Annotated in this window: 24 protein-coding genes; 15 read left to right on the top strand and 9 right to left on the bottom strand. The window is 61.6% G+C overall.

All coding sequences use genetic code 11. The features are described from left to right. Nucleotides 1–107: 107 nt before the first annotated feature. The 15 genes from AC4CWF_RS05205 (at nucleotide 108) to aidB (ending at nucleotide 10,373) form a co-directional block, all read left to right on the top strand. A complete protein-coding gene (locus AC4CWF_RS05205) occupies nucleotides 108–1,319 on the top strand; it encodes a CE1 family esterase (RefSeq protein WP_491284071.1) in 1,212 nt (403 codons plus the stop codon). Beyond that, on the top strand, nucleotides 1,256–2,080 hold the full coding sequence (locus AC4CWF_RS05210; RefSeq protein WP_491284072.1) for an urease accessory protein UreD: 825 nt from the start codon (nucleotides 1,256–1,258) through the stop codon (nucleotides 2,078–2,080). Before AC4CWF_RS05205 ends, AC4CWF_RS05210 begins: the two co-directional genes overlap by 64 nt. 20 nt (nucleotides 2,081–2,100) lie before the next feature. Beyond that, nucleotides 2,101–2,403: an urease subunit gamma gene (locus tag AC4CWF_RS05215; protein ID WP_210104295.1), complete on the top strand. Its 303-nt coding sequence runs from the start codon at nucleotides 2,101–2,103 to the stop codon at nucleotides 2,401–2,403. A gap of 4 nt (nucleotides 2,404–2,407) precedes the next feature. Further along, nucleotides 2,408–2,662 (top strand): DUF1272 domain-containing protein, encoded by a 255-nt coding sequence (locus tag AC4CWF_RS05220; RefSeq protein WP_491284073.1) that lies wholly within the window; start codon nucleotides 2,408–2,410, stop codon nucleotides 2,660–2,662. Between the two features lie 28 nt (nucleotides 2,663–2,690). Continuing rightward, the gene (locus AC4CWF_RS05225) at nucleotides 2,691–2,996 is read left to right on the top strand and encodes an urease subunit beta (RefSeq protein ID WP_491284074.1); all 306 of its coding nucleotides are present in this window, start codon (nucleotides 2,691–2,693) and stop codon (nucleotides 2,994–2,996) included. Between the two features lie 8 nt (nucleotides 2,997–3,004). Continuing rightward, nucleotides 3,005–3,430, top strand: a complete 426-nt coding sequence (locus tag AC4CWF_RS05230; RefSeq protein WP_491284075.1) for a lysozyme inhibitor LprI family protein — start codon at nucleotides 3,005–3,007, stop codon at nucleotides 3,428–3,430. Nucleotides 3,431–3,492: 62 nt separating this feature from the next. Further along, nucleotides 3,493–5,205: an urease subunit alpha gene (gene ureC / locus AC4CWF_RS05235; protein WP_491284076.1), complete on the top strand. Its 1,713-nt coding sequence runs from the start codon at nucleotides 3,493–3,495 to the stop codon at nucleotides 5,203–5,205. Between the two features lie 12 nt (nucleotides 5,206–5,217). Then, nucleotides 5,218–5,661, top strand: coding sequence for a GNAT family N-acetyltransferase (locus AC4CWF_RS05240; protein WP_491284077.1), 444 nt, complete (start codon nucleotides 5,218–5,220; stop codon nucleotides 5,659–5,661). A gap of 56 nt (nucleotides 5,662–5,717) precedes the next feature. After that, nucleotides 5,718–5,960, top strand: a complete 243-nt coding sequence (locus AC4CWF_RS05245; protein WP_491284078.1) for a hypothetical protein — start codon at nucleotides 5,718–5,720, stop codon at nucleotides 5,958–5,960. A 57-nt stretch (nucleotides 5,961–6,017) separates the two neighbouring features. Then, a complete protein-coding gene (locus tag AC4CWF_RS05250; protein ID WP_491284079.1) occupies nucleotides 6,018–6,707 on the top strand; it encodes a TIGR02117 family protein in 690 nt (229 codons plus the stop codon). Nucleotides 6,708–6,854: 147 nt separating this feature from the next. Next, complete coding sequence (locus AC4CWF_RS05255) at nucleotides 6,855–7,394, top strand: peroxiredoxin (RefSeq protein ID WP_491284080.1); 540 nt, start codon at nucleotides 6,855–6,857, stop codon at nucleotides 7,392–7,394. A 286-nt stretch (nucleotides 7,395–7,680) separates the two neighbouring features. Next, nucleotides 7,681–8,181, top strand: coding sequence for an urease accessory protein UreE (gene ureE, locus AC4CWF_RS05260; protein WP_491284081.1), 501 nt, complete (start codon nucleotides 7,681–7,683; stop codon nucleotides 8,179–8,181). 6 nt (nucleotides 8,182–8,187) lie between these two features. Further along, a complete protein-coding gene (locus AC4CWF_RS05265) occupies nucleotides 8,188–8,871 on the top strand; it encodes an urease accessory protein UreF (protein ID WP_491284082.1) in 684 nt (227 codons plus the stop codon). A gap of 70 nt (nucleotides 8,872–8,941) precedes the next feature. Next, a complete protein-coding gene (gene ureG / locus AC4CWF_RS05270) occupies nucleotides 8,942–9,562 on the top strand; it encodes an urease accessory protein UreG (RefSeq protein ID WP_491284083.1) in 621 nt (206 codons plus the stop codon). After that, complete coding sequence (gene aidB / locus AC4CWF_RS05275) at nucleotides 9,555–10,373, top strand: AidB family quorum-quenching N-acyl homoserine lactonase (RefSeq protein ID WP_491284084.1); 819 nt, start codon at nucleotides 9,555–9,557, stop codon at nucleotides 10,371–10,373. The genes ureG and aidB overlap by 8 nt, the downstream gene beginning before the upstream one ends. A gap of 38 nt (nucleotides 10,374–10,411) precedes the next feature. On the opposite strand, the gene AC4CWF_RS05280 is transcribed toward aidB, so the two are convergent. The 9 genes from AC4CWF_RS05280 to AC4CWF_RS05320 all read right to left on the bottom strand — a co-directional run bounded on the left by AC4CWF_RS05280 (nucleotide 10,412) and on the right by AC4CWF_RS05320 (nucleotide 21,977). Continuing rightward, complete coding sequence (locus tag AC4CWF_RS05280) at nucleotides 10,412–11,098, bottom strand: Crp/Fnr family transcriptional regulator (protein WP_491284085.1); 687 nt, start codon at nucleotides 11,096–11,098, stop codon at nucleotides 10,412–10,414. Nucleotides 11,099–11,253: 155 nt separating this feature from the next. Then, entirely contained in the window at nucleotides 11,254–14,583 is a 3,330-nt protein-coding gene (locus AC4CWF_RS05285) for an efflux RND transporter permease subunit (RefSeq protein ID WP_491284086.1), read from the bottom strand. Between the two features lie 11 nt (nucleotides 14,584–14,594). After that, the gene (locus AC4CWF_RS05290; RefSeq protein ID WP_491285223.1) at nucleotides 14,595–15,815 is read right to left on the bottom strand and encodes an efflux RND transporter periplasmic adaptor subunit; all 1,221 of its coding nucleotides are present in this window, start codon (nucleotides 15,813–15,815) and stop codon (nucleotides 14,595–14,597) included. Nucleotides 15,816–16,174: 359 nt separating this feature from the next. Then, a complete protein-coding gene (locus AC4CWF_RS05295) occupies nucleotides 16,175–17,167 on the bottom strand; it encodes an ABC transporter substrate-binding protein (RefSeq protein ID WP_491284087.1) in 993 nt (330 codons plus the stop codon). A gap of 38 nt (nucleotides 17,168–17,205) precedes the next feature. Beyond that, complete coding sequence (locus AC4CWF_RS05300) at nucleotides 17,206–18,072, bottom strand: ABC transporter permease (protein WP_491284088.1); 867 nt, start codon at nucleotides 18,070–18,072, stop codon at nucleotides 17,206–17,208. Continuing rightward, complete coding sequence (locus AC4CWF_RS05305) at nucleotides 18,069–18,947, bottom strand: ABC transporter permease (RefSeq protein ID WP_491284089.1); 879 nt, start codon at nucleotides 18,945–18,947, stop codon at nucleotides 18,069–18,071. Before AC4CWF_RS05305 ends, AC4CWF_RS05300 begins: the two co-directional genes overlap by 4 nt. Before the next feature lie 39 nt (nucleotides 18,948–18,986). Beyond that, the gene (locus tag AC4CWF_RS05310) at nucleotides 18,987–19,778 is read right to left on the bottom strand and encodes an ABC transporter ATP-binding protein (protein WP_491284090.1); all 792 of its coding nucleotides are present in this window, start codon (nucleotides 19,776–19,778) and stop codon (nucleotides 18,987–18,989) included. A 93-nt stretch (nucleotides 19,779–19,871) separates the two neighbouring features. Beyond that, nucleotides 19,872–21,326, bottom strand: a complete 1,455-nt coding sequence (hydA, locus tag AC4CWF_RS05315; RefSeq protein WP_491284091.1) for a dihydropyrimidinase — start codon at nucleotides 21,324–21,326, stop codon at nucleotides 19,872–19,874. Nucleotides 21,327–21,560: 234 nt separating this feature from the next. Further along, nucleotides 21,561–21,977 carry an endonuclease domain-containing protein gene (locus tag AC4CWF_RS05320; protein WP_491284092.1) on the bottom strand — a complete coding sequence of 139 codons (417 nt, stop codon included), beginning with the start codon at nucleotides 21,975–21,977 and terminating at the stop codon, nucleotides 21,561–21,563. Nucleotides 21,978–22,132 lie beyond the last annotated feature (155 nt).

A 22,132-nucleotide genomic window follows, 5' to 3' on the forward strand; every position in this document is an offset into this window, starting at 1 on the left:
CTTCCACTCCTAGGGAGTTTCCGAGTGATTTCTAATATGTTAACCAGAGCGCGGTTTAATCCAATACACACTCCGTTTTCACGCACTCCCGTTTGACGAGGCGCTTGATGGCATCTGGACTTCGCTCCGGCATCTTCCTTTCCCGTGCTCTTGGTGGCCTTGCGGCTGCAGGGGCATTTTTCATGGCCGCAACGGCTGCCAGTGCCGGTTGCGGCGTGGCGGTGGATGCGGGATATCATGACATCAGCCTTACCGTCGGTGGTGTTGAGCGCCAGGCCGTGTCCTACGTGCCCTCGGCCTATAACGGCACCGACAAGCTCGCCGTGGTGTTCGATTTCCATGGCAGCAACAGCTATCCGCGCGCCCAGATGCGCCGCAGTTCCTGGGACAAGGTGGCCGAACGCGAAGGTTTTATCGTGCTTGCCCCGCAGGGCAGCCTGGATGGCAAGCCGCCCGGCACCCATGCCTGGAATGTTCCGGGTGTGACGACGCAAGCCGGCGGGCTGGATGAGATCGCCTATATCAAATCCGCCATCGAGACGGTGAAGCAGGATTACTGCGTTGACCCCACCCGCATCTATGCCTCGGGTTATTCCGGCGGCGGGCGTATGCTGTCGGCCTATATCTGCTCCGGCGCCGATGATTTTCCAGCGGCCGGTTTTGTGAATTCCCTGCGTGTGGGCTTGCCGGTCGAGCGTCGCGATGGCAAGTGGGCTCCTGATCCGGCCAGCTGCAAGCCGGCGCGGCCCGTCTCCATCATGGCCTTTGCCGGCGTGAAGGATGAGGCAAACCCCTATGCCGGCGGCGGAAAGCCCTATTGGCAATATGGGTTCAAGACCGCGCTGCAGCGCTGGGCGGAACTGGATGGCTGCAAGGGCAACGGCACTTCCGCCAGCATCGATGGTGTCACGTTCAGCCTGTTTGACACCTGCATGAGCGGCGCCCGCATCGCAACCTATGAATTTGCCGAGGGCAGCCACGACTGGCCGCGACCCAGCGCCAAGGCCAATGTGATTGCCGCGGCGGCTGAAAGCCAGGCTGGTGTCGTCAAGGTTTCTGCGGGCAAGAAGCAAAGCTTTGATCCAAATGTTGATCCGGCGTCGCGGATGTGGGACTTCTTTGCCAAGGCCAATATGACCGATGTTGTCGCAACCGCCGCCCAGCCGATTGGCAAGGCAAAGGCTGTTGCGGTCTGCGCCGGCGATGCGGCTTCCGTTTCGGGCAATGCCGAGGGAATGTCGGCCGAGGGAATGACGTGCAGCAACAGCCAGCCAACAGACCAGCGCCGCAGCGGGCTCGGGGCGAAGGGCGCCTTGTAACAAAACAGCTGGCGGGTCGCTCGCGGCTCGCCGAGCTTTATCAGGACGGCTGCGCTAAAATCCGCCTGCCGGAAAGTTTTACCCCCGCGCTGGAGGCTGTCCTCATCAACAGCTCCGGCGGCCTGACCGGCGGCGACCGCCTGTCGTGGTCCTTGCGCGCCGGTCCCGGCACGGATGTGACAGTGACCACCCAGGCCAATGAAAAGATCTACAAGGCGGCCGCCGATACCGCCCTTCTGTCAAGCCGCATCGAGGCGGGCGAGGGCGCACGCGTTGCCTGGCTGCCGCAGGAAAGCATCCTCTTCGACCGCGCCTCGCTGACGCGTGAGCTGGAAGTGGATCTTGCTCATGATGCGGAATTTCTTGCCGTCGAAGCCATCATTCTTGGGCGCACCGCCATGGGCGAAAGCGCCGATAACGGCCTGTTTCGCGATCGCTGGCGCATTCGCCGCGAAGGCCGGCTGATCCATGCCGAGGACGTGCGTCTCTCCGGCGAAATCAAGGCGCTCGGGCAAAGACCGGCAGTGCTCTCCGGCCGTGTCGCCTTTGCCACCGTGTTTTATTCCGGCCCACAGGCCGAGGCATTTTTGCCACGCCTGCGCGATAGTCTGGAAGCCGGATATTCCGGCGCAAGCCATTGGCAGGACAAGCTTGTGGTGCGCATTGCCGCCGCTGATGGCTTTGCCTTGAGAAAAATTCTCGTTCCTGTCATTTCGCTCTTGCGAAACGGCGCGCCAGTGCCGAAAGTCTGGAACATCTGAGCATAAAAATCGGGGAACCCATGAACCTCAGCCCAAGAGAAAAAGACAAGCTCCTGATTTCGATGGCGGCAATGGTTGCCCGACGCCGGCTGGAGCGCGGCGTGAAGCTGAACCATCCCGAAGCGATCGCGCTCATCACCGATTTCGTCGTGGAAGGCGCGCGCGACGGCCGCGCCGTGGCAGACCTGATGGAGGCTGGCGCCCACGTCATCACCCGTGACCAGGTGATGGAGGGGATTGCCGAGATGATCCACGATATCCAGGTGGAAGCAACTTTTCCTGATGGCACCAAGCTGGTGACCGTCCACGAACCGATCCGGTAGACCCATGCTGGAACTTCGCCCCAACTGCGAATGCTGCGACCGGGATCTGGCACCTGACAGCCGCGAGGCCATGATGTGCAGCTTCGAATGCACCTATTGCGCCGATTGCGCCACGAACACGCTGTCGGGGATATGCCCCAATTGCGGTGGGGAACTGGTGCGCCGGCCGGTGCGGCCGGCGGGAAAGCTCATCAACAATCCGGCCTCCACGAAACGCGTGCTGAAGCCTGAAGGCTGCCAGCCGGTCAAAGCGGCGTAAACGTCTGCCTTATGAGAGGGACAGCATCATGATACCCGGAGAAATTTTTGCCGCAGAGGGCGATATCATCCTCAATGCCGGCCAGCCGACGGTCACCATCGAAGTGTCGAACACCGGCGACCGTCCGGTGCAGGTGGGAAGCCATTACCACTTTTTTGAGACCAATGCCGGACTCTCGTTTGCGCGTGACCAGGCGCGCGGCATGCGGCTGGATATCCCGGCCGGCACGGCCGTCCGTTTCGAACCCGGCCAGACGCGCGAGGTGACGCTGATCCCGCTGTCGGGCAAGCGCGAGGTCTATGGTTTCCGCCAGCAGGTCATGGGCAAGCTGTGATGCAGGCCATGCCCCGCCTTCTCCTGTCGTGCTGGCTTGGCCTTGGCGGCGCCCTTTTTGCGGGTGCGGTCCTCGCCGAGGACGCGCCGAAGGTGGATTGCGACAAGGCCGAGACGCAGGCGGATATGAACATCTGCGCCGGGCGCGATTTTACCGCCGCCGATGCCGATCTCAACGCCCAGTGGAAGATTACCCGCCAGGTCATGGTCGATTGGGACAAGGAATTGTCTGCCGATCAGCGCGGCGCCGAAAAGGCACTTCTCAAGGGCCAGCGCGCCTGGATCGATTACCGCGACGGGCAGTGCGAATCGGAAGGTTTTTCCGCCCGTGGCGGCACGCTGGAACCGATGCTCGCCCTGTCGTGCAAAGCGGAACTGACCAAGGTCCGCACCGAAGAACTGAAAACACTCGCCGAAACAATCGGCCAACAATAACGGGGCGGACCGGCGCGAGGGGCGCCGCCTGCCAGCAGACACGTTCTGGAGCCAGAAAAACCATGCCTTACAAGATGTCCCGCGCCGCCTATGCCTCCATGTTTGGCCCGACCATCGGCGACAAGGTGCGCCTTGCCGATACCGAACTGTTCATCGAGGTGGAGAAGGATTTCACCACCTATGGCGAAGAGGTAAAATTCGGTGGCGGCAAGGTGATCCGTGACGGCATGGGCCAGAGCCAGGTGACGCGGGCCGATGGTGCCGTTGATACCGTCATCACCAATGCCGTGATCATCGACCATTCCGGCATCATCAAGGCCGATATCGGCCTGAAGGACGGGCGGATCGTCGCCATCGGCAAGGCCGGCAACCCGGATACGCAGCCGGGCGTCAACATCATCGTCGGTCCCGGCACGGAAGCGATTGCCGCCGAAGGCAAGATCATCACTGCCGGCGGCATGGATGCGCATATCCACTTCATCTGCCCGCAGCAGATCGAGGAGGCGCTGATGTCGGGCCTCACCTGCATGCTCGGCGGCGGCACCGGTCCCGCCCACGGCACGCTTGCCACCACCTGCACGCCCGGCCCCTGGCATCTCGCCCGCATGATCGAGGCGGCCGATGCCTTCCCGATGAACCTTGCCTTTGCCGGCAAGGGCAATGCCTCGCTTCCCGGTGCGCTCGAAGAAATGGTGCTGGGTGGCGCGACCTCGCTTAAGCTGCACGAGGACTGGGGCACGACCCCCGGCGCCATCGATTGCTGCCTCTCGGTTGCCGATGCATACGACGTGCAGGTGATGATCCACACCGATACGCTGAACGAAAGCGGTTTTGTGGAAGACACGATCGGCGCCATCAAAGGCCGCACCATCCACGCCTTCCACACCGAAGGCGCCGGCGGCGGGCACGCGCCTGACATCATCAAGATCTGCGGCCAGATGAACGTCATCCCGTCGTCGACAAACCCGACGCGGCCCTACACGATCAATACGCTTGCTGAGCATCTCGACATGCTGATGGTCTGCCATCACCTGTCGCCGTCGATCCCTGAGGACATTGCATTCGCCGAAAGCCGTATCCGCAAGGAAACCATCGCGGCCGAAGACATTTTGCACGATATCGGCGCGTTTTCGATCATTTCGTCGGACAGCCAGGCCATGGGCCGCGTTGGCGAAGTGGCGATCCGCACCTGGCAGACGGCCGACAAGATGAAGCGCCAGCGCGGCCGTCTGGCGCAGGAAACCGGCGAAAACGACAATTTCCGGGTCAAGCGCTACATCGCCAAATATACCATCAACCCCGCCATCGCCCACGGTCTTTCCCACGAGATCGGCTCGGTGGAAGTGGGCAAACGTGCCGACCTCGTGATGTGGAGCCCGGCCTTTTTTGGCGTGAAACCCGACATGGTTCTGCTCGGCGGCATGATTGCAGCAGCCCCGATGGGCGATCCCAATGCCTCCATCCCGACGCCGCAGCCGGTGCATTACCGCCCGATGTTCGGCGCCTTCGGCAAGGCCCGCACCAATTCCTCCGTCACCTTCGTGTCCCAGGCCTCGCTCGATGCCGGTCTTGCAAACCGCCTCGGCGTTGCAAAACAACTGGTGGCGGTCAAAAACACCCGCGGCGGCATTTCCAAGAAGTCGATGATCCACAACGACCTGACGCCGCATATCGAGGTGGACCCGGAAACCTACGAAGTGCGCGCCGATGGCGAGCTTTTGACCTGTGAGCCGGCGACGGTTCTGCCGATGGCGCAGCGGTATTTCCTGTTCTGAGCAAGGCGCGTGATGCCCATAGAAATCCGCAGGATGCAGATGGGCGATATCGATGAATGGGCCCGCATGCGTGCGTGCCTGTGGAGCAGCCTGGATTTCGACGGCCACAAGGCCGATGTGACGGACCAGCTTGGCAAGGACCATCACCGCGCCTATCTCGCGCTTGCAGAGGATGGGCGCGCGCAGGGGTTTGCCGAACTGTCCATCCGCGAATACGCCAATGGCTGCACCGCCACACCTGTGCCTTTTCTCGAGGGCATATGGGTTGAGCCGGAGGCGCGCCGGTCCGGAACGGGCGGCGCGCTTCTGTCGCATATCTCTGCGGTGCTTCGGGAAGAGGGTTATGCGGAGCTTTGCTCGGACGCTGAAATCGACAATATCTCCTCCCACCAGGCCCATGCCGCCTGGGGTTTTGCGGAAACAAAACGGGTGGTCTACTTTCGAAAGCCGCTCTGATTGCGGGTGCCGGCATTTGGTGTAGACTGAATGCTCCGACGTGTCAGGGTGATGCCATGGCTGACGATATCAACACTCTTGTCCATGATCATCTGCGTGCTGTCCGCGCTGGCATGTGCGACATGCGTGAAATCCTGCATGAGCAAGGCAGTCGTCTGACGCGCATCGAGGTAGGGCTTGCCGTCCTTCGACGGGACCGGGGAGCGGATGCCGAAGGCGTGGCAGAGATGGGCCTGAGGCTGGTCCGGCTGGCCGACAAGGTGCAACGGATCGAACACCGGCTTGATCTTGCCGATTGATCTTGTGTTCATGCCGGGAACTTTGGTGCGCCGAAACAGCCGGACATGAAGAGCGACATGACCAGGTTCGTCCGGCGGCTGTTGATCCTTGCGCTGATGCCCATCATTGTGCTGATCCTCGGCATGCTCGTGCCACGTCCGTTCTCCTCTCCATCCGTGGGCGACAGCCAATCGCCAACCCGCGAAATCCTCCTCCTGCACAATCCCATCCATACCGATATCGCCCTGCGTCTCGATGACGGTCTGCGCGCGCAATTCGCGGACTTGGCTACCGAGGGCTTTGCCATCGGCCGCCCGGATGCGGTTTATCTGGTGCTCGGCTGGGGCGGGCGGTCGTTTTATATCGAGACGCCCACCTGGGGTGACCTGAAGCCGATGCCGGTGTTTCGGGCACTGACGGTAGATCGCTCCGTCATGCATGTGGATCTGACCGCAGACATCCCCCGCGGCCTGCCGCAGGTGCGCACCCTCTCGCTGTCCGAGGCCGGCTATCGGCAGATGGTGCAGGCGATCAAGGCGAGCTTTGCTATGGAAGGCGGCCGGCCGCGCGCCATCCAGGAGGCGGGCTATGGCGACAACGACATGTTCTTCGAAGCCAACGGCCGCTTCAATGCACTTGTCGGCTGCAACACCTGGACTGCGGCGATGCTGCGCGCCAGCGGGTTGCGCACTGGTATCTGGACGCCCCTGCCGCAATTGCTGGATTCGTCGCTTGATCTTCATGGTCCGGTACCCAACCAGCCATGAGCTTGGCGCATAGCCGCCATGCCCGGCTGTTGAAATCGGCCTTCCATGCTGCGCTGCACGCAAAAATCCGTTACCCTGTCGCCTTCAGTTTTGCCCTGCGATTGATCGCAAAAGCCGGGGCACCATGACTTAGACAGGAGACGAATTATGTTGATTGGCCGCAAGGTACCCGATGTTACCTTCCGCACGCGCGTGCGCGACGAAGAGATCGGTGGCCCCAATCCCTTCCGTTGGCAGGACAAGACGTCGGGCGATTATTTTGCCGGAAAACGCGTCGTGCTGTTTTCGCTGCCGGGCGCCTTCACGCCGACCTGCTCGACCTTCCAGCTGCCGGATTTTGAAAAGCTGCATGGCGAATTCCAGGCGGAAGGCATCGATTCCATCTACTGCATTTCGGTCAACGACGCCTTCGTGATGAATGCCTGGGGCAAGACGCAGGCCCTTGAAAACGTGCAGCTTATCCCCGACGGTTCCGGTGAGTTCACCCGTAAGATGGGCATGCTGGTTGCCAAGGACAATCTCGGTTTCGGCATGCGCTCCTGGCGTTACGCAGCTATCATCAATGATGGCGTGGTCGAGCAGTGGTTCGAGGAAGCCGGCTTTTCCGACAATTGCGACAGCGACCCCTACGGCGTTTCCTCGCCGCAGAACATTTTGGAAAACCTTCGCCGCAAGATCGCGGCCTGAGGTTTTTTGGGGGGGGCTTGTGCCAGCCGCCCCCTCATCCGGCTGCCGCCACCTTCTCCCCGTGGGGGAGAAGGGGTGAACCGCAGCCGTTGAGGCTCCCACGCCTGTGAGCAAGAACGAAGCGTCGGCCAGATATCCCTTCTCCCCACCGGGGAGAAGGTGCCGGCAGGCGGATGAGGGGGCCACTTGCGCGACCTCAGCGTCAAAATCCATTCCATGCAAAATCCCGCTTGTCATGGGCACAAGCCTTGGCAATGATGCCGGCCACCATCACAGGAAGATTTTCATGCAGCATGTCCATTCTTATCGCCCGGCCGGCGAAATTACCGATCCGCCCGTCGACACCGTCACGCTCCCGCACGATCTGCGCCACCTGCGCCGCAAGCTTCTGCATCTGTCGAACGGCGACATGGTGATGCTCGACCTCAAGGATGCCGTGCTGTTTCACGATGGCGACCGGCTGGTGCTGGATAATGGTGACACGGTGGAAGTGAAGTCGGCGGCCGAAAAGCTGTTCGAGATACGCGCCAAAAACCGGCTACACCTCATCGAACTCGCCTGGCATCTCGGCAACCGGCATCTGGCGGCGCAGATTGAAGAGGATCGCATTCTGATCCTGCGCGATCACGTCATCCGCTCCATGCTGCAAGGGCTTGGCGCCACGGTGCTGGATGTGGAGGAAGCTTTTCAACCGGCCCGCGGCGCTTATCATGCGCATGGAAGCCATGACCACCATGGGCATGATCATCACGACCATGACCATGGCCACGATCACAAACATGACTAACCGCTGATGCAGGCGCCACTGGAAACGCAGGCGCTGCTGCGGCTGATGGCATGGCTGTCGCCGGCTTTTCCCGTCGGCGGTTTTGCCTATTCCGGCGGGCTGGAACGGGCGGTTCACGATGGGCTGGTGGTGGACGCGACGGGCCTGCATCTGTGGCTCGAAACGCTTCTGTGCCACGGCACCTGGTGGAACGATGCGGTGCTGTTTTCAGCAAGCCACCGCGCCTGTGTGGAGGCCGATCACGCGGAGCAGACTCTTTCAGAGCTGTCCGAACTGGGACTGGCGCTTGCCGGTTCTGCGGAACGGCATCTGGAAACACTGTCGCTCGGCCGTGCCTTCCTCGCCGCCGCCACTGCCTGGCCGCATCCGGTGTTTGAAACGCTACCGCGGGATTGTCCTTATCCGGTGGCGGTCGGTGCTGTCTCGGCAGCCCACGGTATCGCTTGCGTGCCCGCACTGGCCGCCTTTCTCCATGCAGGCCTTTCGCAAGGCGTTTCGGCAGGCATTCGCCTTGGCGTCACCGGCCAACACCAGGGAGTGGCCATCCTTGCGGCCCTTGAAGGGGAGATGGCAGGCATTGCCGAAAAGGCGGAAAAGGCCACGCTCGATGATCTCGGCACGGCAACCGTGCAGGCCGATATCGCCTCGCTCCGGCATGAGACGCAGGCCTCGCGACTTTTCCGCTCGTGACGCTGAGCTTGCTTGCACACAGCGCGCCTGCCGTTATTCTGGCTTTTGAAATTGAAGGGAACGACATCAGATGAAATCGGCGAATGGACCCTTGCGGGTTGGCATCGGCGGGCCGGTCGGCTCGGGCAAAACGGCGCTCACGGAAAAGCTCTGCAAGGCGATGCGCGACAAATATTCGGTCGCCGTCGTCACCAACGATATCTACACCAAGGAAGATGCGGAAGCGCTGGTGCGTATGCAGGCGCTTTCCTCGGATCGCATTGTCGGCGTCGAAACCGGCGGCTGCCCGCACACGGCGATCCGCGAGGATGCCACGATCAACCTGCAGGCCATTGCCGGGCTGAACGAAAGATTTCCGGATCTCGACCTGATCTTCATCGAATCAGGCGGTGACAATCTGGCCGCGACCTTCTCGCCGGATCTGGCCGATATCACCATCTACGTCATCTCCACCTGCCAGGGCGAGGAAATCCCCCGCAAGGGCGGGCCGGGCATTACCCGCTCGGATATGCTGGTCATCAACAAGAAGGATCTGGCCCCTTATGTCGGCGCCGATCTCGACGTGATGGACCGCGACGCCAGCAAACAGCGCGCCGGCATGCCCTTTGTCTTCACCGATCTGAAGCGCGGCGAAGGCGTTGATCACCTCGTGCGGTTTCTCGAAACCCATGGCGGATTGCAGCATGCCTGAGACGAGGCGTTTCGGTTCCTACGAGGTGACGGCGCTGATCGACGGCGTCTACAAGGCGCCGATCGAGCACCTTGCCCATGCCAGCAGCGACGCGGCGCGCGATGCGGCAGTTGCCTCCTGGGGCGCACCGACGGTGGATATGGACGTCAACCTGTTTCTACTCAGGGGACCTGACGGCGTCACCCTGGTCGATGCTGGCACGGGTCCGTTCTGGGGACCGCAACTCGGCCTTGGCCGGGCAGCGCTGGCGGCGGCGGGCGTTGAGCCGCAGGATGTGGTCCGCGTGCTTGTCACGCATCTACACGGCGACCATGTGCTGGGGCTGTTTGACGATGTCGGGCCCTATTTTCCGAACGCGGACATCTATGCGCCGAAACCCGATCTCGACTTCTTCGGCAATGCTGCCCTGAAGGAGACGGTGCCCGCCTATCGGCGTGGCGGCTTCGATATCGCTCCGCGCCTGCTGGAAAGTTATGGCGGGCGGGTGAGGCCGTTGGAAGAAGGCCCCGTTCTGCCGGAGATCGAGGCCATCGCCATGCCGGGCCATACGCCCGGCCAATTCGGTTATCTCATCGGCACGGAGGGCGAGCAGCTTCTGCTCTGGGGTGATCTGGTGCACGCGCCCACCTTGCAGCTCAACGATCCCGACTTCTGCTTCATCTATGATGCTGATGCAGCCATGGGTGCCGCGAGCCGCCGGTCGATTTTCTCGCGCGCCAGCCGGGAGCATTGGGTGGCATCCGGCGGGCACGTTTCCGGCTTCGTGCGTGTTGCAAAGTCCGGTGACGTCTGGCGGTTTACGCCGGCCTGACCGAACCCGGCCGGCCTATGTCCGTCGGCCGGGAAACCTCACACATCCTTCAAAGCCGAGACATCGCCAATCTGGATCACCCGTCCGCGCACGGTCACCCCGATGCGGCGCAGCGACGAAAAGGCGCGCGACAGCGCTTCCGGTGCAAGACCCAGCATGCCGGCCAGCAGATTTTTCTGGAAGGGCAGGCGGATGGAGGCAGCACCTGTTGCCGCCCCGCAGCGGTTGATCAGGTAATCGGCCACCCGCTGCGGCGCCGTGTGCAGGCGGTCGTTTACCACGCAGTCCATGGTGGAGAGCAGGTGGGTGGAAAGTGCGGTCATGATGGCCTTTGCGACCTGCGTATCCTGCACGGCCAGTTCGCGCACGTCCTGGATGTCAAACCGGGCAATACTGATGTTTTCGGCCGCCTGGGCGCTGAAACGGTACTTTTCGCCGCCGAAGATCAGGCATTCGGCAAACACATCGCCGGGGGCGCAGATGCGGATATCGGCCTGGCGTCCATCGCGGCTGACACGGTAAAGCCTGACATAACCTGAGAGCACGCAGTAGAAGGCCAGCGCCGGTTCGCCCTCGCGAAACACGTTGGACCGGGCGGCCATGCTGTAAACATGCGCCGAATCCAGAAGCCTTGCCAGCGCCGCGCCTGAGAGCGCGCTGAGGAAAGGTGTCTTCGTCAGAAGACCGCGTTCACGGATATTGGCTTTGTGGCTCTTGTCCAACATGTCATGCCCCCTTCGCATGTCCGGTACGGTTTTGCGTGCATCCGGGGGATTTTCTAGCATTGCGTGGAAAAGCCCGATTTGACATCGATCAAACCGGGCTTTGTTTCAGGCACTGTTTCAACGGGCAGGGCGGCTTTGCCGCCAAAGCCCATGCTTTATTCGGCCGCAAGCGGCGGCAGGCGCAGCACGTTGTTGGCAGCCGGCGTGTCCGTCCGGCCGGAACCTGCGTCCTTGCGCTGTTCACCGGCAAGGCGGTTTTCGAGGGCCGCAAGGCGCGCCTCGTTGCGTCGGCTGGCCTCGCTCAATTCCTCGGCGGAGAGAACCGTCTCCTCTTTTTCCTTCTTGCCGACGAAACGGCCGAAGATGCGGCCGAGCAGGCGCGACAGGTCGTCCATGATCAGGAAGAAGGCCGGCACCACAAGAAGGCTCAAGACCGTGGAGACGATGATGCCGCCGATCACGGCAATCGCCATCGGCGAGCGGAAGGAGCCGCCTTCGCCCACACCAAGTGCTGAAGGCAGCATGCCCGCCGACATGGCAATCGAGGTCATGATGATGGGGCGTGCCCGCTTGCGGCCAGCTTCCACCATGGCGTCGACGCGCTGCATGCCGTGCCGTTTCATTTCGATGGCAAAATCGACGAGCAGGATGGCGTTTTTCGTGACGATACCCATCAGCATCAGGATGCCGATCAGCACCGGCATGGAGAGTGCATTGTTGGTGACGATGAGGCCCACCGCCACGCCGCCGATGGCAAGCGGCAGCGAGAAGAGAATGGTGAAGGGCTGGATCACGTCCTTGAACAACAGGATCAGCACCACGAGAACCAGAAGCAGGCCGAGCAGCATGGCATTGGCAAAGCCCTGCACCATTTCGCCCTGCACCTTGGCATCGCCGCTTTCAGCCAGCCGCACTGTTGCCGGCAGGTTGGTTTCCTCAACGATGCGCTTGAACTCGGCCGTTGCCGTATCGAGCGCCGTGCCCTGCGGCACGTCAGAGCCGATGGCAACGACACGCTGGCGCGAATGGCGCTTGATGGAGCTTGGGCCTTCCGAATAATCGACATCCGCAACGCTCGACAGCGGAACGCTTGTGCCGTTTGCCGTTGCAATGCGCAGCGCGCGGATGGCCTGAAGGTCGCGCCTCAGATCAAGCGAGGCCTGCACCCGGATGGGGATCAGCCGATCATCCAGCGAGATCTTTGGCAGCGCCGAATCGATATCGCCGATGGTTGCGACGCGCACCGTCTCGGAAATCTGCTGCGGGGTGATGCCAAGGCGTGCGGCCTCATCCTTGCGCGGGCGGATTTGCAGTTCGGGGCGCGGCAGTGCGCCTTCGGATGAAACATTGGCGAGGATCGGCGAGGCACGCAGACGGCTTTCCAGCTTGTCGACGGCCGCGTTCAGATCCTCGTTGTTGCTGGCGAGGAAGTTGAAGGACAGTTCCCGTTCGCCGCGGTCGTTGAGCTTGGTGATGCGCACGTCCGGAATGCCGCGCACCTTGGCAAACAGCTCCTTCTCAATCTCCCACTGTGGCCGGGTGCGGCCATTTTCGGGCAGTTTCGGCAAATGTGTGCCGATGAACGGCAGCGAGCCCAGCCCCTTGTTGACCAGCGTCTTCACCAGCGAATGCTCGATAGTGCCGAGAATGACGCGCACGGTGGCGCGGCGCCGTTCCAGATCGCCCTTCGGCGAGGCGCCGCCGAGCACGAAGACGCTTTCAACGCCGTCGAGACCCTTGATCGTGTCGTAGATCACCGTCGATGTGGCAGAGGTTTCCTCCAGCGTCGCGTTCGGCGGCAGTTCTACCGAGAGCACGATGCGGGAAGCATCTTCCGGCGGCAGAAAACTGCCGGGCACCTGCATCAGCAGCATGATGGAGCCGATCAGGAAGGCAATCGCGCCGACGAGCGTCGCATACCGCATGTACCAGCGCCTGGTGGTGCCGGATACGAGCCGCGTATAGGCCTTCATCAGGCGGCCGTCATTGTCGTGATGGTCGTCCATCGCGTCTTCCGCCCGCATCAGGTAGGCGGCCATCAGCGGTGTGATGAGACGCGCCACAAGCAGCGAGAAAAGAACGGAGAAGGCAACCGTCAGGCCGAACTGGATGAAATACTGGCCGGGAATGCCCGGCATGAAGGAGACGGGCACGAAAACGGCAATGATGGTGAAGCTGGTGGCAATCACCGCAAGGCCGATTTCGTCGGCCGCTTCCAGCGCTGCCCGATAGGGCGTCTTGCCCATTTTGATATGTCGGGCGATATTTTCCACCTCGACGATGGCATCATCGACGAGAATGCCGGTTGCAAGCGTCAGCGCGAGAAAGCTCACGAGGTTCAGCGAAAAACCCATGAGGTCCATCACCCAGAAGGTTGGGATGGCCGAAAGCGGCAGGGCGACGGCGGAAATCAGCGTGGCGCGCCAATTGCGCAGGAACAGCATGACCACAATGACGGCAAGGATCGCGCCCTCGATCAGCGTGTGGATGGCGGCTTCGTAATTGCCATAGGTGAAGTAGACGCTGTCATCGACCATCTGGATCGAGACATTGGGATGGTCCTTGCGGATACCATCCAGCTGCTCCGCCACGGTTTCGGCCACCGAGACTTCGCTGGCGCCCTTGGCGCGGAACACGGCGAAAGTGACGATCGGCTCGCCATTGAAGCGCGAAAACGACTTGGGCTCCTCATAGGTGTCCTTGACGGTGCCAAGGTCAGAGAGCTTGACGAAATTGCCGTTCGGCAGCGCAATCGTCGTGTTGGCAAGCTGCGCCACATCACGCGAATCGCCGAGCGTGCGGATGGTCTGCTCGTTCTCGCCCACCTGGCCGCGGCCGGAACCGAGATCGACATTCGTGCCGCGCAACTGCTGGTTCACCTGGGGCGCGGTGATGCCAAAGGCGTTCAGCTTGGCCTGGTCAAGCGCGATGTTGACCTCGCGGTCGGCGCCGCCGTAACGGTCGATGCGGCCGATGCCGGGCTGGCCCTGAAGCGAGCGGGTGATCGTGTCATCGACGAACCAGGACAGTTCCTCCAGCGTCATGTTGGGCGAGGAAACCGCAAAGGTCTGGATCGCCTGTCCCTCCACGTCCACCTTGGTGACGATCGGCTCTTCGACGGAGGCCGGAAGGTCACCGCGGATGCGGTCGATGGCGTCCTTGGTGTCCTGTACCGCCTCTTCCGTCGGCTTTTCGATGCGAAACAGCACAACGGTCTGCGACTGGCCATCGGTGACGGTGGAGGAGATTTCATCGACGCCGCTGATCGAGGCAACCGCGTCCTCGATCTCCTTCGTCACCTGCATTTCAAGTTCTGCCGGCGAGGCGCCGCTCTGCGTCACGGTGATGGAAACCACCGGCACATCGATATTCGGGAAACGGGTGATCGGCAGCTTGTTGAAGGCCTGAATGCCCATGAACATCAGGAGGGCGAAGGCAAGAAGCGGCGCGATGGGGTTTCGGATCGACCAGGCGGAAAAGTTCATCGTGCGCGCTCTCAGTTCGAAACGACGGGGGCGGCCCGCACCGGTGTGATGCGGTCGCCATCGCGCACAAAGGCGCCGGCCTTGGCCACCACCACATCACCGGCGGCAAGACCGCTCAGGATCTGGACATACCCGTCATGCTGGATGCCGGTTTCGATCTTGACCTGCTTCACCACATTGTTCTCCACCCGGCGGGCGATGGAGCCGTGGCGATCCGTGGTCACCGCCGATTGCGGCAGCGACAGCGCCGTGGTCTCGGTGACGATGATGTTGGCTGATCCGTACATGCCGGCTTTTGCGCCGCTGTTCTCGTCCACCGCGATATGCACCGCGCCAAGGCGGGTGACCGGATCGACTGTGGGCGACACGAGGCGCACGGTGCCCGACAGCGGCTGATCGGCGCCATTGATCATCACGCGCGCGGACAAGCCCTGTTTGATGCGGCGGATATCGCCTTCGCCCACATCGGCCACAAGCTCGATATCGCCATCGCGGATCAGCGTGAAGAGGGGAGAGCCCGAGCCCGCGGCAATCGCGCCGATCTTGGCATTGCGCACCGACACCACGCCATCCACAGGCGCCTTGATGGCGGTACGTTCCAGACGAAGGTCGATATCGTCAATCTGGGCATCGACGACCTTGATGTCGGCCCTGCCGACATTAACCGCCTGACGGGCCGCATTAAGGCGCGCTTCGGCAGCCGATGCCGTCGCCGTCAGCTGTTCAACCTGTGAGGCCGATACGGTGCCGTTGCGGCTCAGCGTCTGCGCCCGATTGCGCTGGCGAACCGCATCATCAAGATTGGCTTCCGCCTCGATCACCTGCGCCTGAAACTGGGCAAGGGCTGCTTCTGCCTTGGCCTTGTTGGCCTGCTGCTGGCTCTTTTGCAGGAGAAGCGTGTCTTCGTTGAGCGTGGCGACCACATCGCCTGCCTTGACCCGGTCTCCCACATCGGCCCCGAGCGACTTGATCGAAAGCCCGTCCACCAGCGGCTGGACGTAAACCTCCTGCACAGCGCGGATCGTGCCGCTTGCAACGACGCTATCGGTCAGGGGCCTGTCCACCGCCTCGGTGACCACGATGGCGGGAAGCGCCACCTGGCCAGCGGCAGGGGCCGGTGCAGAGGCTGGAGATGGCGTTGCGCCCGGCGCGGCCGCCTGCTGCGCGCCTGCCGGAAAGGCAAGCACTGCTGCAAACAGGCCGGCGGCGGTTGTCAGTATGGCAGCGGGCATCTTCTGGGCAATCATGAGCTTTCCGACCTGTTCCTGCATGCGGGCGCGGCCTCCAGGGGAAAGCGCGCCGAAATTTTAGAGGATCTTTTTAAAGGGCGTTGCGCGCCGCACAGCCTCCTCCTGCTGTTTGGCGGGCCAAAAAATGGCAGCTGGCATCGGTCTAATAGTTACCGACGCATAGGTGGTTACGTCGGAATTTTCGCGCAAGATCAACGTACAAGAAAACGTGACCAGTTCAACCGTATCAGCCGTGTGGATCAATTCTGTGGCAGAGAGACCACAATTCTCGCAGGGCGCAATAAAAAACGCGCGGCAGAGGCCGCGCGTCAGTTTAACCCAAGTATATCAGGCGAATGTTTTTACTTCAGGGCCGCCGCCGTAATCTCGGTCGTGTAGGCGCCCTTCGGTTCCTTGGTGATGACAGGGTCCGAGCCGCCGCCGAGCAGGGTTTTGACCGTGCGGTCGTAGTCCGCCTTGTCGAGCGCGCCGTTGGAGCCGGCCGTCAGCTTTGCCACTTCGCCCATCATGCGCTTCTGGTGCTTTTCGGTCTGCGCGCCTGAGGCGTCATTTTCCAGAACGATGCCGGCTGCTTCATCCGGGTTCTTCTCGGCCCACTTCCAGCCCTTCATTGAAGCGCGTACGAACTTGACCATCTTTTCCTTGAAGGCCGGGTCCTTCAGCTTGTCTTCGAGAACGTAAAGCCCGTCTTCCAGCGTCGCCACGCCTTCCTTTTCATACTGGAACGTCACCAGTTCTTCCGGCTTGATGCCGGCATCGATGACCTGCCAGTATTCATTGTACGTCATGGTGGAGATGCAGGCGGCCTGCTTCTGCAACAGCGGATCGACGTTAAAGCCCTGCTTCAGCACCTTGACGCCATCGGCGGAGCCATCCGTCTTGATGCCGAGCGTCGCCATCCAGGAGAGGAACGGATATTCGTTGCCGAAGAACCAGACACCGAGCGTCTTGCCCTTGAAATCGGCAGGCTTGGTGATGCCGGTTTCTTTGAGGCACGTCAGCATCATGCCCGAAGACTTGAAGGGCTGGGCGATATTGACGAGCGGAACGCCCTTTTCGCGCGTTGCAAGGGCAGACGGCATCCAGTCGACGATCACATCAGCGCCGCCACCGGCCAGAACCTGCGGCGGGGCAATGTCCGGGCCGCCCGGCTTGATGTCGACGTCAAGGCCTTCTTCCGCGTAGAAGCCCTTGTCCTTGGCAACGTAATAACCGGCGAACTGCGCCTGCGTTACCCATTTCAGCTGCAGCGTCACCTTGTCGGCGGCGGCAGCCTGCATGGCCGTTAGCGAAACTGCTGCGGCCAGCAGCAGGGAGGCTAGTTTGATTGTCATGGTTCAGTTCCCTCTTGTTGTTGTTTGCGATTTTACCCTTACGCCCGCCCACCGCGGACGGACGGATGCCAGAAGGTGACGGCCCGCTCACTGAGCGCCACCAGACCGTAAAAGACCGAGCCTGCGACAGCGGCAACCGCGATCTCGGCCCAGACCATGTCGACATTGCTGCGCCCCACTTCCGTGGAAATGCGAAAGCCCATGCCGACGATGGGCGTGCCGAAGAATTCCGCCACGATGGCACCGATCAGCGCCAGCGTCGAATTGATCTTCAGCGCGTTGAAGATAAACGGCCAGGCGGCCGGAAGCCGAAGTTTTATGAGCGTCTGGCCCCAGCCGGCGGCATAGGTGCGCATCAGGTCGCGCTCCATGTGGCTGGACGCCGAAAGCCCCTGCACGGTGTTCACCAGCATCGGGAAGAAGGTCATGATCACCACGACGGCGACCTTGGACGGCCAGTCGAAGCCGAACCACATGACCATGATCGGCGCCACGCCGACGACCGGCAAAGCCGATACGAAATTGCCGATGGGCAGCAGGCCCTTTTGCAAAAACGGGGAGCGGTCGACGAGGATGGCGACGATAAACCCGAGGCCGCAGCCGGCGACATAACCCGTGATGACCGATTTCAAAAACGTCTGCTGGAAATCCGCCCAGAGGATCGGCGTCGAGGAGAGGATGCGTGTCCAGATCATCGACGGCGGCGGCAGAAGGATGGTGGGAATGGCAAAGCCGCGCACCACACATTCCCAGATGACCAGCAGCGTCACCCCGAACAGCACCGGCACGGCAATGCCGATCAGGCGCGCAAAATTCTGGTTTTTCGGCCGCAGCTTCACCAGCCAGGCATTCAGCCCCCAGGCAAAAATCCAGAAGACGAGCGCAAAGACAAGAAACCCGTTCATGGCTTAACCCCCATGCGTTTCAGCACCCGTTGATGGGCATAACCGACGATGGAAACAAGCACGGCAGCAAGCCCGGCCGCCATGAAGAGGGCAGCCCAGATCTGGATCGTCTGACCGTAATAGGAGCCGGACAGCAGGCGCGCGCCGAGCCCCGCCACTGCACCCGTCGGCAATTCGCCAACGATGGCGCCGACCAGCGAAATGGCAATCGCCACCTTCAGCGAGGTGAAGAGATAAGGCATGGAGGCCGGCCAGCGCAGCTTCCAGAAGGTTTGGGCCTGGCTTGCGTGGTAGGTGTGCATGAGGTCGATCAGCAGCGTATCGGGGCTTCGCAGGCCCTTCACCATGCCAACGACGATGGGGAAAAACGACAGATAGGTGGAAATCAGCGCCTTCGGCATCAGCCCGGAAATGCCGACGGAATTCAGGACCACGATGATCATCGGCGCGATGGCAAGGATCGGAATGGTCTGGCTCGCAATCACCCAGGGCATCAGCGAGCGATCCATCGCCCGGCTGTGGACGATGCCGATGGCCAGTGCGATGCCGAGCACCGTGCCCATGGCAAAACCGGCAAGCGTCGCCGAAAGCGTGATCCAGGCATGGTAGACGAGGCTGCGCTTGGAGGTCACCGCCTTGTTGGCGGTGGTATCCCAAAGTTCGGCGATGATCTGGTGCGGCGCGGGCAGCACCGGCCGTTCCTGCGCAAACGTGCGCTCCACCAGCTGCGACAGCGTGATCGCCTCGCCGGCGCGCGCCGCCTGATCGCGCACGAAGGGGGCGTTGAGATAAACGACGGCGACATGCCAGAGGACGAGGATGGCGGCGATAACGGTGAGGACCGGCAGGATGCGGTCACGCAGGTAGGCGCTCATGGCGTTCCTCCCTGCGCCAAAAAGGCCATTTGCAACATACTATTCATCATAGCTATGCCCCGCCTTTAGGCCCTGGCGCACGCGGTGAGCAATCTCCAGAAATTCCGGTGTCTCGCGGATATCGAGCGGGCGCTCCTTCGGCAGTGTCGATGTGATGATGTCGGTGACGCGGCCGGGGCGGGGGCTCATCACGACGATCTTGGTGGAGAGATAGACCGCTTCGGGAATGGAATGGGTGACGAAACAGATGGTTTTTTTCGTCGCGGCCCAGAGTTTGAGCAGTTGTTCGTTCAAATGATCGCGCACGATTTCGTCAAGCGCGCCAAAGGGTTCGTCCATCAGCAGCAGGTCGGCATCGAAGGCGAGCGCACGGGCGATCGAGGCGCGCTGCTGCATGCCGCCGGAGAGCTGCCAGGGATATTTTTTGCCAAAGCCACTGAGATTGACGAGGTCGAGCATGGCAGCGACCCGCTTGTCCTGCTCGGATTTCGCATACCCCATGATTTCGAGCGGCAGCGCGATGTTTTTCTCGATGCTGCGCCAGGGATAAAGGGCGGCGGCCTGGAAGACATAACCGTAGGAACGGTTCTTGCGGGCCTCCTCCGGTGTCATGCCGTTGACGGTGATGGTGCCGGCCGTGTGTTTTTCGAGATCCGCGATGACGCGCAGAAACGTCGTTTTGCCGCAGCCGGAGGGGCCGATGAACGAGACGAAATCGCCCTTGTTGATCTCGAGATCGACATTCGACAGCGCATGCACAGGCCCGTCATTGGTCTCGAAGGTGAGGCCAAGATTTTTGGCGGAAACGACGGAAAGAGGCGAGGGGTTCATGAAAAAGCCTTGTCAGAAATGATGCGTGCGCAAAGGCCCGGTGGGGCCTTTGGCTGAAAATATCGCCGCTTGATGTGCCGCGTCATGTGCCTCTCACACGCCCGATGCCGGAATGCCCGAGCGTTCCACCTTGCGTGGCGCCGTCAGGTCCTTCCAGGTCGACAGCGCCTTGGAGACGGCCGGATAGGGCTCGCGCGCCACGAACTGGCCATGGCCCTCGCGGGTCTTGATTGCGCCCTCTTCGATGGCGACCACGCCGCGGGTCAGCGTGTAGCGCGGCAGGCCTTTTACGGTCCTGCCCTCGAAGACATTGTAATCGATCGCAGATTGCTGCGCCTTTGCACTGATTGTCTTGGTCAGCGTCGGATCCCAGACGACGAGATCGGCATCGGCGCCGACGAGAATGGCGCCTTTCCTCGGATAGACGTTGAGGATTTTTGCGATATTGGTCGAGGTGACGGCGACGAATTCGTTCATGGTGATGCGGCCGGTCGCCACGCCATGAGTCCACAGCATCGGCATGCGGTCTTCAAGACCGCCGGTGCCGTTCGGGATTTTTCGAAAATCGCCCACGCCATACCGCTTCTGGTCGGTAGTGAAGGCACAGTGGTCGGTTGCGACGACCTGCAGCGAGCCGCTGGCAAGCCCCGCCCAGAGACTATCCTGATGCTGCTTGTTGCGGAACGGTGGGCTCATCACGCGGCGTGCGGCATGGTCCCAATCTGGGTTGGCATATTCGCTCTCATCCAGCGTCAAGTGCTGGATCAGCGGTTCGCCATAAACCCGCATGCCGTTCTGGCGCGCCCGGCGGATCGCTTCATGCGCCTGCTCGCAGGAGGTGTGGACGACATAAAGCGGCGCGCCCGCCATATCGGCAATGATGATGGCGCGGTTGGTGGCCTCGCCCTCGACGGTCGCAGGCCGCGAATAGGCATGGGCTTCCGGGCCGTTATTGCCCTCAGCCATCAGCTTTTCCTGCATGGCGGCAACGATATCGCCGTTTTCGGCATGCACCAGCGGCAGCGCACCCAGCTCGGCGCAGCGCGAAAACGAGGCGAACATCTCGTCATCGTTCACCATCAGCGCGCCCTTGTAGGCCATGAAATGCTTGAAGGTGTTGATGCCCTTTTCCTCAACGACCGTCTTCATGTCGTTGAACACCTGCTCGCCCCACCACGTCACGGACATGTGGAAGGAATAATCGCAATTGGCGCGTGTCGCCTTGTTGTCCCAGCGCTTCAGCGCATCGAGAAGCGACTGGCCGGGGTCGGGCAGACAGAAATCCACCACCATGGTTGTGCCGCCGGCCAAGGCGGCACGGGTGCCGCTTTCAAAATCATCGGCGGAATAGGTGCCCATGAACGGCATTTCCAGATGCACATGCGGATCGATACCCCCCGGCATGACATAACAGCCGGTGGCATCCAGCACGGTATCGCCGGAGAGGTTTTGGCCGATCTCGATGATCTTCCCCGCGTCCACCTTCACATCCGCCTTGTAGGTGAGATCGGCGGTGACGATCGTACCGTTTTTGATGACTGTGGTCATGGTGTGTGTCTCTCCCGGGTGTCTTGATTTTCGGTCATGCGCGCCGCCCCCTCATCCGCCTGCCGGCACCTTCTCCCCGCAGGGGAGATGGGGTTTCCATGGCTAACCTCGACATAAATGCCTGATGACGGATGTGATGCGTGGCTGTTGAATGATGGTGGTGCGGCAAGCCTCCCTTCTCCCCAGCGGGGAGAAGGTGCCGGCAGGCGGATGAGGGGGCCGCTTGCGCAAACATCATCTTGCCCTCCGAACGGCGGGTGAAAACCGAATACTCTCACATGCCTCAGTCAGTCGTCCGTCCAGAACGGCAAGGATCGTTTCCAGCACGGCCGCCCGTTCCATCAGCACCTCATGGTTCCAAAAGCGAATGACGCCGTACCCCTGTGCATTCAGCCAGCGGGTGCGGACGATATCGTGAAGACTGTCGGCATGCTGGGTGCCATCCAGTTCCACCACCAGCCCTTTTTCGCGGCAGAGAAAGTCCACGACGTAAGCGCCAAGCGGAATCTGGCGGGCAAACTTGTGGCCGTTCAGTCGGCGCGCCCGCAGATCGCTCCAGAGGTAATATTCGGCTTCGGTTTCCGTCTGTCGCAGTTGGCGTGCGTGGGTCGTTTTTCCGGGGCGGCGCTTGGTGACGTCATGTCTGTCCATGCGTGGCGCCCCCTCATCCGCCTGCCGGCACCTTCTCCCCGCGGGGGAGAAGGTGTTTCCATGGCTTCTGCGCTGCCAAACCCTGTCTCTGGATGCCGGACGTTCTGTGGAGATTGCCGACAGCGCAACACGCACCCTCCCTTCTCCCCCGCGGG

It is taken from the genome of Neorhizobium sp. PAMB6630 (assembly GCF_058242775.1).

What these genes read in the sequence shown, in the direction of transcription:
- AC4CWF_RS05220 (WP_491284073.1), top strand. Translation starts at nt 2,408, where the DNA reads ATGCTGGAACTTCGCCCCAACTGCGAATGCTGCGACCGGGATCTGGCA.
- AC4CWF_RS05265 (WP_491284082.1), top strand. Translation starts at nt 8,188, where the DNA reads ATGCAGGCGCCACTGGAAACGCAGGCGCTGCTGCGGCTGATGGCATGG.
- AC4CWF_RS05250 (WP_491284079.1), top strand. Translation starts at nt 6,018, where the DNA reads ATGACCAGGTTCGTCCGGCGGCTGTTGATCCTTGCGCTGATGCCCATC.
- AC4CWF_RS05305 (WP_491284089.1), bottom strand. Translation starts at nt 18,947, where the DNA reads ATGAGCGCCTACCTGCGTGACCGCATCCTGCCGGTCCTCACCGTTATC.
- aidB (WP_491284084.1), top strand. Translation starts at nt 9,555, where the DNA reads ATGCCTGAGACGAGGCGTTTCGGTTCCTACGAGGTGACGGCGCTGATC.
- AC4CWF_RS05205 (WP_491284071.1), top strand. Translation starts at nt 108, where the DNA reads ATGGCATCTGGACTTCGCTCCGGCATCTTCCTTTCCCGTGCTCTTGGT.
- AC4CWF_RS05240 (WP_491284077.1), top strand. Translation starts at nt 5,218, where the DNA reads ATGCCCATAGAAATCCGCAGGATGCAGATGGGCGATATCGATGAATGG.
- AC4CWF_RS05295 (WP_491284087.1), bottom strand. Translation starts at nt 17,167, where the DNA reads ATGACAATCAAACTAGCCTCCCTGCTGCTGGCCGCAGCAGTTTCGCTA.
- ureC (WP_491284076.1), top strand. Translation starts at nt 3,493, where the DNA reads ATGCCTTACAAGATGTCCCGCGCCGCCTATGCCTCCATGTTTGGCCCG.
- AC4CWF_RS05255 (WP_491284080.1), top strand. Translation starts at nt 6,855, where the DNA reads ATGTTGATTGGCCGCAAGGTACCCGATGTTACCTTCCGCACGCGCGTG.
- AC4CWF_RS05290 (WP_491285223.1), bottom strand. Translation starts at nt 15,815, where the DNA reads ATGCCCGCTGCCATACTGACAACCGCCGCCGGCCTGTTTGCAGCAGTG.
- AC4CWF_RS05320 (WP_491284092.1), bottom strand. Translation starts at nt 21,977, where the DNA reads ATGGACAGACATGACGTCACCAAGCGCCGCCCCGGAAAAACGACCCAC.
- AC4CWF_RS05300 (WP_491284088.1), bottom strand. Translation starts at nt 18,072, where the DNA reads ATGAACGGGTTTCTTGTCTTTGCGCTCGTCTTCTGGATTTTTGCCTGG.
- ureG (WP_491284083.1), top strand. Translation starts at nt 8,942, where the DNA reads ATGAAATCGGCGAATGGACCCTTGCGGGTTGGCATCGGCGGGCCGGTC.
- ureE (WP_491284081.1), top strand. Translation starts at nt 7,681, where the DNA reads ATGCAGCATGTCCATTCTTATCGCCCGGCCGGCGAAATTACCGATCCG.
- AC4CWF_RS05225 (WP_491284074.1), top strand. Translation starts at nt 2,691, where the DNA reads ATGATACCCGGAGAAATTTTTGCCGCAGAGGGCGATATCATCCTCAAT.
- AC4CWF_RS05230 (WP_491284075.1), top strand. Translation starts at nt 3,005, where the DNA reads ATGCCCCGCCTTCTCCTGTCGTGCTGGCTTGGCCTTGGCGGCGCCCTT.
- AC4CWF_RS05310 (WP_491284090.1), bottom strand. Translation starts at nt 19,778, where the DNA reads ATGAACCCCTCGCCTCTTTCCGTCGTTTCCGCCAAAAATCTTGGCCTC.
- hydA (WP_491284091.1), bottom strand. Translation starts at nt 21,326, where the DNA reads ATGACCACAGTCATCAAAAACGGTACGATCGTCACCGCCGATCTCACC.
- AC4CWF_RS05280 (WP_491284085.1), bottom strand. Translation starts at nt 11,098, where the DNA reads ATGTTGGACAAGAGCCACAAAGCCAATATCCGTGAACGCGGTCTTCTG.
- AC4CWF_RS05215 (WP_210104295.1), top strand. Translation starts at nt 2,101, where the DNA reads ATGAACCTCAGCCCAAGAGAAAAAGACAAGCTCCTGATTTCGATGGCG.
- AC4CWF_RS05245 (WP_491284078.1), top strand. Translation starts at nt 5,718, where the DNA reads ATGGCTGACGATATCAACACTCTTGTCCATGATCATCTGCGTGCTGTC.
- AC4CWF_RS05285 (WP_491284086.1), bottom strand. Translation starts at nt 14,583, where the DNA reads ATGAACTTTTCCGCCTGGTCGATCCGAAACCCCATCGCGCCGCTTCTT.